Origin of the sequence: Paraburkholderia strydomiana (assembly GCF_046030495.1) — a bacterium.
In the GTDB taxonomy this organism is placed as follows: domain Bacteria; phylum Pseudomonadota; class Gammaproteobacteria; order Burkholderiales; family Burkholderiaceae; genus Paraburkholderia; species Paraburkholderia strydomiana_A.
The window spans coordinates 73,766-85,967 of sequence record NZ_JAQQCJ010000024.1 but is presented as its reverse complement, the minus strand read 5'-3'; the positions used below and the strand labels follow the sequence as shown (position 1 = coordinate 85,967).

The 12,202-nt window shown below is 64.3% G+C and carries 10 protein-coding genes; 8 read left to right on the top strand and 2 right to left on the bottom strand.

Features of this window, described 5'->3' with window-relative positions; genetic code table 11:
- Positions 1–272 precede the first annotated feature (272 nt).
- Positions 273–1,406 (top strand): OpgC domain-containing protein, encoded by a 1,134-nt coding sequence (locus PQQ53_RS26925; protein ID WP_408327448.1) that lies wholly within the window; start codon positions 273–275, stop codon positions 1,404–1,406.
- A gap of 125 nt (positions 1,407–1,531) precedes the next feature.
- Positions 1,532–3,076 carry a tannase/feruloyl esterase family alpha/beta hydrolase gene (locus PQQ53_RS26920; protein WP_408327446.1) on the top strand — a complete coding sequence of 515 codons (1,545 nt, stop codon included), beginning with the start codon at positions 1,532–1,534 and terminating at the stop codon, positions 3,074–3,076.
- Between the two features lie 233 nt (positions 3,077–3,309).
- On the opposite strand, the gene PQQ53_RS26915 is transcribed toward PQQ53_RS26920, so the two are convergent.
- Positions 3,310–3,738, bottom strand: coding sequence for a hypothetical protein (locus PQQ53_RS26915; protein WP_408150010.1), 429 nt, complete (start codon positions 3,736–3,738; stop codon positions 3,310–3,312).
- A 421-nt stretch (positions 3,739–4,159) separates the two neighbouring features.
- Between PQQ53_RS26915 and PQQ53_RS26910 the strand changes: the two genes are divergently transcribed.
- The 3 genes from PQQ53_RS26910 to PQQ53_RS26900 all read left to right on the top strand — a co-directional run bounded on the left by PQQ53_RS26910 (position 4,160) and on the right by PQQ53_RS26900 (position 7,324).
- Positions 4,160–5,086 carry an ABC transporter ATP-binding protein gene (locus tag PQQ53_RS26910; protein WP_408150012.1) on the top strand — a complete coding sequence of 309 codons (927 nt, stop codon included), beginning with the start codon at positions 4,160–4,162 and terminating at the stop codon, positions 5,084–5,086.
- Positions 5,083–5,844 (top strand): ABC transporter permease, encoded by a 762-nt coding sequence (locus PQQ53_RS26905; RefSeq protein WP_168664700.1) that lies wholly within the window; start codon positions 5,083–5,085, stop codon positions 5,842–5,844. Before PQQ53_RS26910 ends, PQQ53_RS26905 begins: the two co-directional genes overlap by 4 nt.
- A gap of 64 nt (positions 5,845–5,908) precedes the next feature.
- On the top strand, positions 5,909–7,324 hold the full coding sequence (locus tag PQQ53_RS26900) for an amidase (protein WP_408327387.1): 1,416 nt from the start codon (positions 5,909–5,911) through the stop codon (positions 7,322–7,324).
- A gap of 96 nt (positions 7,325–7,420) precedes the next feature.
- On the opposite strand, the gene PQQ53_RS26895 is transcribed toward PQQ53_RS26900, so the two are convergent.
- Positions 7,421–8,422: an autoinducer binding domain-containing protein gene (locus tag PQQ53_RS26895; RefSeq protein ID WP_408150018.1), complete on the bottom strand. Its 1,002-nt coding sequence runs from the start codon at positions 8,420–8,422 to the stop codon at positions 7,421–7,423.
- 183 nt (positions 8,423–8,605) lie between these two features.
- Between PQQ53_RS26895 and PQQ53_RS26890 the strand changes: the two genes are divergently transcribed.
- From PQQ53_RS26890 to PQQ53_RS26880, 3 genes are all read left to right on the top strand, one after another.
- On the top strand, positions 8,606–9,517 hold the full coding sequence (locus PQQ53_RS26890) for a helix-turn-helix domain-containing protein (RefSeq protein WP_408327385.1): 912 nt from the start codon (positions 8,606–8,608) through the stop codon (positions 9,515–9,517).
- A gap of 577 nt (positions 9,518–10,094) precedes the next feature.
- A complete protein-coding gene (locus PQQ53_RS26885; protein ID WP_408150022.1) occupies positions 10,095–10,520 on the top strand; it encodes a DUF3830 family protein in 426 nt (141 codons plus the stop codon).
- Between the two features lie 193 nt (positions 10,521–10,713).
- Positions 10,714–11,934 carry a sensor histidine kinase gene (locus PQQ53_RS26880; protein ID WP_408327382.1) on the top strand — a complete coding sequence of 407 codons (1,221 nt, stop codon included), beginning with the start codon at positions 10,714–10,716 and terminating at the stop codon, positions 11,932–11,934.
- Positions 11,935–12,202: the final 268 nt, after the last annotated feature.

Below are 12,202 nucleotides of genomic sequence, written 5' to 3'. Positions count from 1 at the left end.
GGCGTGTGCGCGTTTTGCGTGCCAAACCCGCAAAACTTGCCGCGAATCGAAGGCGCGATGACTCAGTATTACCGCACGCCGACAGCCCGATTTCAGATTGCCGTCTTGAGGAACGCAATTAAAGGCCGGTTGTCAGCGCGCGTTGGCAGCACGCACGAGGCCGGCCGGAACGAATTATCGTCATGGTGTTCGTACGAACGACGGCGGCTCATGGATCATTGCTCATGGCCGCTTTTCCCGGCGCGTCGTTCGCGCCATTCTTCGAGAGCCTGATGGACATTCGTCGCGGCCGTTGCGAAGCAAGTCCCGCAAGGGGGCGCTCGATCGAAGTGGATTTCTTCCGCGGCGTCGTGCTGATCGTCATCGTGCTGGACCACATTCCAGGCAGCACGTTGTCGCATCTGATGTTGCATGCGTACGCGTTGTGCGACTCGGCGGAAGTGTTCGTGTTTCTCGGCGGCTATGCGTCGGCGGCGGCGTATACGGCGGTGCTCGCGGGCCGTGGCGAGAGCGCGGCGAAAATGCGCTTCGTCAGACGCTGCTGGGAAATCTATCGCGCGTATCTGTTGACGGCGATGTTGACGCTCCTGTCCGGCGCGGTCCTCGCGCTGCTGCATCTGAATCCGCCGATGGTGGAGCTGACCGGCTGGACGCGGTTCGCGGGTGCGCCGCTGCGCGCGGCGTTCGATATCGCGGTGCTGCGGCGTCAACCGTATCTGTCGAGCGTGTTGCCCATGTACGTGATGTTTGCACTGTGCGTGCCGTTCGCGGTGCCGTTCGCACGCCGTGCGCCGTGGATCGCGCTCGGTCTGAGCGTGGCGATCTGGGCGTTCGCCCGGCCGCTGGCCGCGTTATTCAGCATTGACGACATGGCCGACTGGGCTTTTAATCCGTTTGCATGGCAACTGATGTTCGTGCTCGGCATGCTGTGCCGGGTGCAGCCCATCAGCGAGCGCTTTCACGCAAGCCGCACCGCGCGCTGGTTCACGCGCGCCGCGGTGGTCGCGGTGCTGGCGTTCGCCGTCGTCAAACTCTTCGTGCTGACGCAACCGTTGCCCGGCACGTTTAAACAGAACCTGTCCGTGGATCGCGTGATCAACTTCATCGTCATCGCCTGGCTCGCCGCGCAACTCGTGCGCATGGGCAGCATCGCGCGGCTCGCGCGGCGGCTGCCCGCGGTCGTGACGGTCGGCCGCACCGGGCTGGTGTGTTTCGTCGCCGGCACGCTGGTGTCGTTGATCGTCGATACGGCGACGCCGCATACGTTCCATGGCTTTCGCGGCGTGCTGATCGGGCTTGGCGGCGATCTCGTCGCGATCGGCGCCGTGCTGATGATCGCGCGCGGCTGGAGCGGCTGGAAAGGGCAGCAGTCGGGTGCGCCTGCCAACGGCGCGGGTTACGGATGACGGTGCGGTGGCGCGCCCGGCGTCGCAGAGGGAATGCGCGTACGGCTGCCGGGGTCGTCGCCGGCATACTGCTTTCGCTTGCGGCTCAAGCGGTATTTGCCTCGCCCGGTGGCGAGCCTCTCGTGATGCGTTGCGCGGAGTTCGCGGGCGCGGTGCTGTCTCCTGAGCTGATTGCGTTGCCCACTGCCGGCGCGCAGATCGAAACCGCGGCCATGGTGCGCGCGACCGCGCCCGGCAATCAGCAAGGCGGCGAGTATTGCCGCGTCACCGGGCGTATCAAGGGGCTCAAGGCGAGCACGCCCGATATCCGTTTCGATCTGAATCTGCCGCGCCGCTGGAACGGCCGCGCGCTGCAGATCGGCGGGGGCGGCTACAACGGCGTGGTGGTGAGCGGCACCGGCGTGATGCCGTTTTCGCCGGATCGCGCGCCGCTCGCGCAAGGCTATGCGACGTTCGGCGACGACTCGGGGCATGTCGGCGATTCGTCGCTGGCGGTGTTCGGCCTCGTCGACGAGGCGGTGACGAATTTCGGCTATGCGCATCTGAAGAAGACCCATGACGTCGCGCTCGCGCTGATCGCGCGCGCTTACGGCCGGCCGCCGCAGCGGCTGTATTTTGCCGGCGGCTCGACCGGCGGGCGCGAAGGCTATACGGTGATGCAGCGCTTTCCCGACGACTACGACGGTGTGATCGCCAATTCCCCCGCGCTCAATTTCTCGGGCGTGCGCCTGCTCGGCGTGAAGCTCGGACGCGCCGAGTACGCGACGCGAGGCGGCTTCATTCCGCCGCCCTTGCTCGACCGCATTTATCAACGCACGCTCGCCGCCTGCGACCGGCTCGACGGCGCGGCGGACGGCATCGTCAGCGATGTCGCCGCCTGTCGCGAGCACGAGGCGGAGATCGTCGATTCGCTGCATTGCGCGGGGTCCGCGCACGCATCCGACGAGTGCCTGACGGACGCGCAGCTTGCCACCTTGCTGGTGATGCGCGACGGCCTGTCCTTGCCCTACCGGTTGGCGTGGGACGTGACGGGTTACCGCGGCTACAACGTTTTTCAAGGCACGCGTCTGACCGGGCTGCTCGGGCTCGCGCATCAGCCGGAGCGCCTGCCGGTGCCGACGTTCTATGCCAACGGTTATCTGTTCGCGCAGGGCGACGGCTATATCCGCTATTTCGTGACGCGGGACGCGGACTTCGACCCGCTCGGATTCGACCCGCAGCGGCCCGGAAAATATCGCGCGCAACTAGTCGCGCTCTCGCAGACGATCGGCGCGATGAACCCCGACCTGTCGCGCTACATCGCACGCGGCGGCAAACTCATCACCGTGCAAGGCCTGGCAGACGAAGTCATCAGCCCGAATCAGACGATCGCGTATCGCCAGGCGCTGATCGATCGATTCGGCGTGGGGCCGGTCGACGGTTTCATGCGGCTATACATGGTGCCGGGGTTTCAGCACGGCAGCGGCGCGTTCGTGCCGTCAGTGGATCTGCTGGGCGCGCTCGACAACTGGGTGACACGCGGCGTGCCGCCCGAGACCTTGACGGCGACCGACATCGCCGCGGCGACCAATGGACGCTCACGGCCGTTGTGCCGCTATCCGCTGTTTCCGCGCTATCTCGGCAAAGGCAATATGAATCTTGCGGACAATTTCGAGTGTGCCGAGCCGTGAGGGGCGGCAGTCGCGAGATGGCGTCACGATGTGCCGGCCTCGCGGCCGGTGTCGTGCTTGCAAAAACTGCCGTTGGGTTGAAAGGCTAACTTGTCGGCTCGATGCCGCTGCCTTGCCGCAAATTTGCCGCAGAAAGCAGAAAGGCGACGGCGCCTCCATCGGCGTCGTCGCCTGTTCGAAGTGAGCCGCTGACCCGCGCGGCTGCGCTGCCTCGCTACCGCTTCGGCGATGGCTTACTGGCCTTTCTGCATCGTGCCGCCAGCCCCGTTGTTCATGTCGTTCATGCCGTTGCCGGTGCCACTGCGCGTGCCCTTGTTCATCCCGTTGTTCATGTCGCCGGTCGAGCGGTTCATCGACGGGCTATTGGGCGTTGCGCCCGTGCCGGTGCCCACGCCGCCGCCGGTGCCGGTCACGCCCGGCGAACCGTAGCCCGAGTTGTTGGGGTTCTTCATCGAGCCGGGGCCGACGCCAGGTGTGGCAGTCCCGCCCGCGCCGCCCGTGGTGCCGCCGCCGGCGCCGATGCCGTTACCGCCGCCGGCCCCCGCGCCCCCGGTGCCGCCCGCACCACCACCGCCCGCGCCGCCGCCCGCTTGCGCATAGGCGCCGCCCGACAGTGCCATCACGAGTACCGAAGCGAAAATCGTCCTGGTCATGTGTTTCATGATTACCTCCAGAGAATCGGGTTGATATCACGCAAGCGTTTTCGCTTACATGAATGAGCTGCCGCAAGCGGTGTGCCTCAGTCGTCGAGTGAAAGCACATGCCGCGATACCTGGTCGCTTCTTCTTTGGCGGGGCTGGGAGACGCGCATGCCGCATGCCTGCACCCAGCGGTCGGCTCAAAGATCGAGCCATCGTCAGATCAATATGGAACCCGAACTATTTTGCATTGCAGCGAAGTGATGGCTTGGCTTCGCCGGACTGCTTCGAAAGGCGGCATTGAAGGACGGGATGGCCACACCCGCTTCCGACGCCGCCACCCGGCGCGCTGCACGCTTTCGCACTTTCCATTACATTGCGGGTGCGGTCGAATATTTGCGCCGCTCCTTCCAATTCAATCACGGTGTCTGCCATCCTCGAATCCATGCAGCCAATCGTCTCGGTCACGAATCTGTCGAAAACCTATGCCAGCGGTTTTCACGCACTCAAAAACATCAACCTGGCCATCGACCGCGGAGAAATCTTTGCCTTGCTCGGGCCGAACGGCGCGGGCAAAACGACCCTCATCAGCATCATCTGCGGCATCGTCAATGCAAGCGAGGGCAGCGTGACGGTGGACGGCCGCGACATCGCGACGGACTATCGCGGCGCGCGTTCGCTGATCGGCCTCGTGCCGCAGGAGCTGACCACCGACTCGTTCGAAACCGTCTGGGCGACCGTCTCGTTCAGCCGCGGGCTGTTCGGCAAGCCGAAGAACCCCGCCTACATCGAGAAGGTGCTGCGTGACCTGTCGCTGTGGGAAAAGCGTGACAGCAAGATCATCACGCTGTCGGGCGGCATGAAGCGCCGCGTGCTGATCGCCAAGGCGCTTTCGCACGAACCGCGCGTGCTGTTTCTCGACGAACCGACCGCCGGCGTCGACGTCGAGTTGCGGCGCGACATGTGGAAGCTGGTGCGCTCGCTCGCCGAAAGCGGCGTGACGATCATCCTCACCACGCACTACATCGACGAAGCGGAGGAGATGGCCGACCGCATCGGCGTGATCAACGCGGGCGAGATCATGCTGGTCGAAGAGAAAACGGAACTGATGCGCAAGCTCGGCAAGAAGCAGTTGACGCTGCAACTGGAGAGCCCGCTCGCGCACGTGCCGGCGTCGCTGGCCGGTTATGCGCTGGCCGTCGCGAAAGACGGCCACGAACTGATCTACACATACGAAGGCGAGGGCGGCCGCACCGACATCATCGCGCTGCTCAAGGCGCTCGACGACGCCGGCATCCGCTTCAAGGACCTGCACACCACGCAGAGTTCGCTCGAAGACATCTTCGTCAGTCTGCTCCGAGGTGACCAATGAATATCTACGCGATGCGCGCAATCTACAAGTTCGAGATGGCGCGCACCTGGCGCACGCTGATGCAAAGCATCATCGCGCCGGTGATTTCGACTTCGCTTTACTTTGTCGTGTTCGGCTCCGCCATCGGCTCGCGCATCAAGGAAGTGGACGGCATCAGTTACGGCGCGTTCATCGTGCCGGGGTTGATCATGCTGTCGCTGTTGTCGCAAAGCATTTCGAACGCATCGTTCGGGATTTACTTCCCGCGCTTTACCGGCACGATCTACGAGTTGCTGTCGGCGCCGGTGTCGTATCTGGAGATCGTCGTGAGCTATGTGGGCGCGGCGGCCACCAAGTCGATCCTGCTCGGCCTGATCATTCTCGCAACCGCCGGACTGTTCGTGCCGTTGCAGATCCAGCACCCGTTCTGGATGGTGCTGTTTCTGGTGCTGACAGCGGTCACGTTCAGTCTGCTGGGGTTCATCATCGGCATATGGGCGGATGGCTTCGAGAAGCTGCAGATCGTGCCATTGCTGATCGTCACCCCGCTGACCTTCCTCGGCGGCACTTTCTATTCGGTCAACATACTGCCGCCGTTCTGGCGCGTCGTGACGCTGTTCAATCCGATCGTCTATCTGGTCAGCGGGTTTCGCTGGAGCTTCTTCGGTCTCGCCGATGTGAACGTCGAGTTGAGCCTCGGCATGACGGTGCTGTTTCTGCTGGTGTTCCTCGTGATCGTCCATTGGATCTTCAGGACCGGCTACCGGCTCAAGAGCTGATCGACGCTAATCGACGCGGCATGCGAAACTGGCGCGCACCTTCACCACGGAGCCGATAGCCAACATGTCCGTCGATTTGAGTCTGATTGAGCGCAGCGCGTGCGATGTCGTCGAGTTGCTGCGCGAGGAAGCGGTGAGTCCGCATGATCTGCTCGACACGCTTGCCGCGCAGGTAGCGCGCGTCGAGCCGCAGGTCAATGCGCTGCCCACGCTGTGTTTCGAGCGCGCGCACGCGCATGCCGACGCGCTGCTGAAAAAGCCGGTGGCCGAGCGCGGCCTGCTATGCGGCCTGCCGGTGCCGATCAAGGATCTGACCGATGTCGCGGGGGTGCGCACCACGCGCGGCTCGCTCGTGTATCGCGAGCGGGTTCCCGCTACCTCCGACGCCGGCGTGACGCTGCTCGAAGCGCGCGGCGGCGTCGTCTATGCGAAATCGAATACGCCGGAGTTCGGCTCGGGCGGTCATACGTACAACAGCGTGTTTGGCATCACGCGCAATCCGTGGGACCTGTCGCGCTCGGCGGGCGGGTCGTCGGGCGGCGCGGCGGCCGCGTTGGCGTCGGGCACCGCATGGGTCGCGCAGGGTTCCGATCTGGCGGGATCGCTGCGCACGCCGTCGGCGTTCTGCGGCGTGGTGGGTCTGCGCCCGACACCGGGACGCGTGGCGTACGGACCGGCCGCCAATCCCTACGACACGCTCGGCATTCATGGGCCGATGGCGCGCAACGTAACCGACGCGGCGCTGCTGCTCGACGCGATGTGCGGCGAAGTGGATAGCGCGCCGTTGTCGCTGAGCGAGCCCGCGCATTCGTTTCTCGCGCAGGCGCGCAGCCCGCGGCGTCCGGCGCGCGTCGCGTTCAGCGCGGGGCTCGGCATCGCCACGCCGGAAGCGGAGATTCTCGCGATCTGCCGCAAGACGATGGACCGGCTGGCGGGGGCGGGCGTCGGGGTGGAAGAAAGCGATCTCGATCTGAGCGCGGCGAAGCCGGCGTTTCACACGTTGCGCGGCATCGCGTACGCGACCAATTACGAGGACGTGCTCGCGCAGCACCGCGATCTGCTCAACCCCAATGTCATCTGGAACATCGAGTTCGGCCTGCAACTGGACAACCGCGCGATGCGCTCGGCGCAGCGCACGCGCGCCGAACTGTTCCACAAGATGAACGCGCTCCTGCACCGCTACGACGTGCTGATCTGCCCGGCATCGATCGTGCTGCCGTTCCCGGTCGAAGCACGCGACATACGTGAAGCGGCCGGCCAGCACTTCGACACCTACATTGACTGGCTCGCGATCACCTATGCGTTGACGCTCACCGGCATGCCGGTCATGGCGATTCCGTGCGGGATGAGCGCGAGCGGTCTGCCGGTGGGGATACAGATCGTCGGCAAGGTGCGTGGCGAGGCAGCGTTGCTGTCGGCGGCACGCGCGATCGAGGAGATCATCGGCACGTGGGCGACCGGTAAGCCGGAAGTCCGCTGAGCGTTCAGCGAACCGGCAGGCGAGACGCTCATGCCGCCTGCCGCCCGAGCGAAGTCACGGCGTGGCGGCATTCGCCGCCACGCCGTTAGCAGTCCGCTACGACACATATGCCTGCGCGACGTTGATCAACTGCACGCGATTGCGCACGTTGAACAACTGCCGCAACCGGCGCAGGTGATAGTCGACGTTATGCGGCGACAGCCCGAGGAAATAGGCGATTTCCTTGTCCCGCTGACCCTGCACCACGGCCTTCAGCACCGCGTGCTGCAACTCGCTCAACGCGACGCGCTGCTGCTGCGCGGGCGTAATGCCGATCACGCTCTTCGCGTGCGTCCAGATGAACTCGTGAATCGAGTGCGCGAACATCAGCGTTTCGGCGACGATCGATTCGGTCATCCAGCGCGGGTTGCCGATCTCAGAGTTGAAGCACAGGCTCGCGCTCAGTTCCGGCTCGGGCAGCGGCATCTGCGTGAGAATCCCGCTCTTGCGGCCGGTCGCCTCCAGCATGTCGATCAGCCCGCCCAGGCGCTCGCTGCGCATTTGCGCGCGCGGCAGATCGGCGCGCATGTCGACGGTGTTCCACAGGAGCGGCAGGCCGGTCGGCGACGCGAGCGCGACGCGCGGGTCCAGCTCGAAATAGCGCTCGCGGAAGTAGCGCGTGAGCCAGGTCTGCGACTCGTAGCTGGTCAGCGCGAACATCGTCTTGTGATGCGACGACGTGCGCGTGGCCGTATAGCTGAACGAGTCGAAGCCAAGCTGCCTGATGCGCCGCCGCACGAATTCGATGCGGTCCTGCGCGCTGCCGAACCGCCCCAGCGGACTGATGATCGGCGCGGCTCGCCGCGCGGCGGGCACGGGCGTGCCGATCTCTTCCTCGGTGAAGAGGGTGAGAAAGCCATTGGACGCCGCAGCGGTGGCGGCGCGGGACGATGCTCTCGATGCTTCAGCCGCGTGGACTGATTTCACGGCTTGCCGCGCGGCGGCCGGGTAGGCCGGGTGTGCGGAAGCCGCTGACTTGTATGCTGCCGACGCGTGCCCGGCTTCACCTTGCGGCGAGCCGGCCAGCCAGTGCGGCAGCGTATCGCATTCGTGTTCCATGAAACGGTAGCTCCGGCGTTCGAAACGCGTGAAAGACGACAACCTGAATGATTAGCTATTTCCAGAAATTACGGTAGCCGGTTCCTTGCTATCATTTTCGCGATCTTGCGCTGACAGCGGACCGGCAACGCGGGTATGGCGGGGTTTCTCCTTGCATACGGCACCTCCCTGGGAATGGATGTGATGGTACGAATTCCGAAGCTGACAACGACGCTCGCCTACGACCGCTACATGGCCGGCCAGAGACTGGTGTCGAGCGTGGACCGGCCGTGGCGTCACCTGGTCTTGCGCTCGTATCTCGAACCGGCCGAGCAGGAACTGCTGGAGGCGCCCGGGCTGCAGGACCTCACGCTGATGACGCTCGCGAGCGGCGCCGAGCATCTCGAACGCAATCTGAACGGACGCTGGGAGCGCGCCGACATGCGCGTAGGCGATGTCTGGTTCGTGCCATCCTCGCCGATCTCGTGGCGCTGGCGCTCGCTCGGCGACGAGCCGCTGTCCACCGTGCATTTGCACATCGAGCGCGCCCTGATCGACAGCGTCGCCGAGCAGATGGAACTCGGCGGCTCGCGCGAACTGTCGCTGGGCGACGCGATGCGTTTTGACGATCCGTTGATCGCCACGATGCTCAGTGCGTTGCATCGCGCCGCCGCCGATCCGTCCGACTCGCGTCTCTATGTCGACGCGCTGGCTCACGCGCTCGCCGCGCATCTGTTGCAGCATTATTCGCGTGGCCGGCCTGCGCCCGGCCGGCTGCCGGCCCAGGCAGAACGGCTGGTGCCGCGCCGGATTCGCCGCGTGACCGACTACATCCGCGCCAATCTGGCCGCCGATCTGAGCATCGGAGAACTGGCCGGGCAGGCCGGGCTAAGCAGTTTTCATTTTGCGCGGGTGTTTCGCCGCGAGGCCGGCGAGACGCCCCATCAGTTCGTCACGCGCTTGCGGCTCGAGGAGGCGGCGCGGCAGCTGCGCGCCACCGATCAGACCGTGTTGCAGATTGCGATTGCGGTTGGTTTCGAGAGTGCCAGTCATTTCTCCGTGCAGTTCAAGCGTGGCTATGGCGTGACGCCGCTCGCCTACCGGCTGCGCGGCTGAGTACGGATAACCGATACCGCGGGGTAGCGCAACGCGACACGGGCGGCGTTCAGCGAGGCGGCGGATCGGGTTAAGGCGGCCATTGGCGGTGGACGGCGGCGGGAAGCCTGGCCTCGTTCGGCGCCTGCGACGCGTTTATCTCGTCATGTGTCTCGTCTGTGGCGCTGGCCATTGCCCCCGCTTGCACCGTTTTCATCGTGCGGCGGAGCGGTGGTGCCGATGTGCTGCGCTGCGACTTATGGCCAGCCGCGCGGGTTCATCGCGAGGTGTTGTCAGCGAGTACATGCGGACAAGCAGGCCTCTGGTGGGAATCACGCGCAATGCGCAGTGTGCTTCGCATTGCGCGGCTTGCAAACTACGAACTTTCGTGGCGGCAGTCTGCAAGACCTGGCATGACCATGCCGTGCGCGCGTTCCCGGCACGTTGGGTACTGCAGGGCACTCACAGGTCTAACTGGCCTGACCGGTGCGGAAGCAACTGTACCTGTCGAAGCCTTGCGCCGGACGACAGAATGGTACGCGCTCGGCCTCGCCAGCCAACGCTCTCGGTTCAACCCCTCACACCGGACACCTTTGCGATGACCCGACTTCGAATCACCTCCTGCGGCCATGAGTTCATCGCCGAAACCCATCCCGACGCGCCGCACACGGTGGCTGCGTTCCTCAAGCTGCTGCCGTATCGCCAGAAGATCATTCACGTGCGCTGGAGCGGCGAAGGCTGCTGGGTTCCACTCGGCGATTTCAAGCTGGAGAACGACGGCGCGGCGGTCGGCTTCGAGAACCACACGAGCCACCCGTCGGTCGGCGACATCCTGTTCTACCCGGGCGGCTACAGCGAGACCGAGATCATCCTCGCGTACGGTTCGTGCTGCTTCGCGAGCAAGCTGGGGCAACTGGCGGGCAACCACTTCCTGACCGTCGTCGAAGGCCGCGACAAGCTGCGCGAACTCGGCACCAAGGTGCTGTGGGAAGGCGCGCAGGAAGTGCTGTTCGAGAAGATCTGAAGCGCTCGCGCGGTCCATCCGTCTTAAACCCTGGTTAATTTTTGTCCGCCAGATCGCGCATACTGGAGGCGCGGGAGCGGCTGGCCGAGCGCTCACGATCTGCCTCGCGAGCGCGGTTTGCAGCCCCTGCAGTCGCGTTGCGCAGGGAGCGGCACACTTATTTTTCGCCGTGTTGCGGCGCCAGGTCTCCTAGATGACAGACTCGCAAGTCCCCCCGTTGACTGCCTTCGCCGCCCAGTTGCGCTCGCAACAGGTCGATTTGACCGAACGCTGGATGAAGGCGGTCTTTCGCGACGCCGAACTGACCGAATCCGACCGGCTGACCTACGAACAACTCGCCGATCACATCCCCAACATCCTCGACGAAATCTGCAGCGTGCTGGAGAATCAGGACCTCGACCACGTGGAGGATGCGATCGAGCGCGACGCACGCCTGCACGGCAAATTGCGCTGGAAACAGGGCTACCGGATCGACGAACTGGTGCGTGAACTCGATCTGTTCCGGCAGATGCTGACGGGCGCGATCGTCGAATTCAGCGAAGCGCGGCCGTCTTTCACGCGGCGTCACGAGGAGCGGGCGCGCCATTTCATCGACGAAGCGGTCAGTTTCGTCACACTGACGTCAATCCGCGAGGTCGTCAGCGAGCGCGACAGGAAGATCGACGACTACACGGGCCGGCTCGAGCGCGCGAATCACGAACTGACGCTCAAGCAGCGGCTGGTCGGCGATCTGCACGAATCGCGCATGCAGATCACGCGCAGCGTCGTGCACGATCTGCGCAACTTCCTCAATGTGTTTTCGATGGCGCTGCAACTGATCAGCCGCGCGCCGGCCAGAATCGACACGGCGCTTGCGCTGGCGAACCGTCAGGCCGCCGACATGAAAGCGCTGGTGGATGAACTGGTCGAATACTCGGTCGTCCTCGGCGACAGCAGTCCGCCGGTGCTGGAGCGTTTCGCGCTGCGCGAGCTGTTCGACGAACTGGTGAGCGCGTGCGCACCCGCGATCGAAGCGAAAGGGCTGCGCCTTCAGAGCGCATTCGACGGCGCCCTGGACGAGGTCGTGTCCAATCGGCTGAAGCTCAAGCAGATCGCGCTCAACCTGCTGACCAACGCGGCGAAATACACGAAGGCCGGCCAGATCGAATTGACGATGATGGCTGCACAGGGCGAGCGCTGGCGTCTGCGTGTGTCGGATACCGGCGTGGGAATCGGCGTGTCCGATCGGGAGCGCGTGTTCAAGGAGTTCGAGCGCGCCACCGACGACGACATTCCGGGCGTCGGCCTGGGTCTCGCGATCGTCAAGGAATTGTGCCGGGTGCTCGAAGGCGACATTCGTTTCGATTCGCAGGAAGGCGAGGGGACCATTTTCGAGATCACCTTTCCGATGCGCTTGCCGGTGGCGGGTGCCTGAAGCGGCCGCTGTCGTTTTTCCTTCCATTGCCCTGAGTTGGGTTCGATGACCCATGTCCGTCTCTTTACTCTGAGACGAATTCAGCGCGCGTCTTAAAGCGACCTAAGAAAACAACGCTCCAGTTAGGAAATCTGGCAGCTTTCGTCTTAGTATCGCTCTGCCGTTTTTCTTAATTGAGCTAAAAAATACTCTTTTAAGAGTAGTCGTATTTCCCAATCCGATTCTGTCGAGGACACTGGGCACTTCGCTTTTGCCGGCCAAGTGGAAG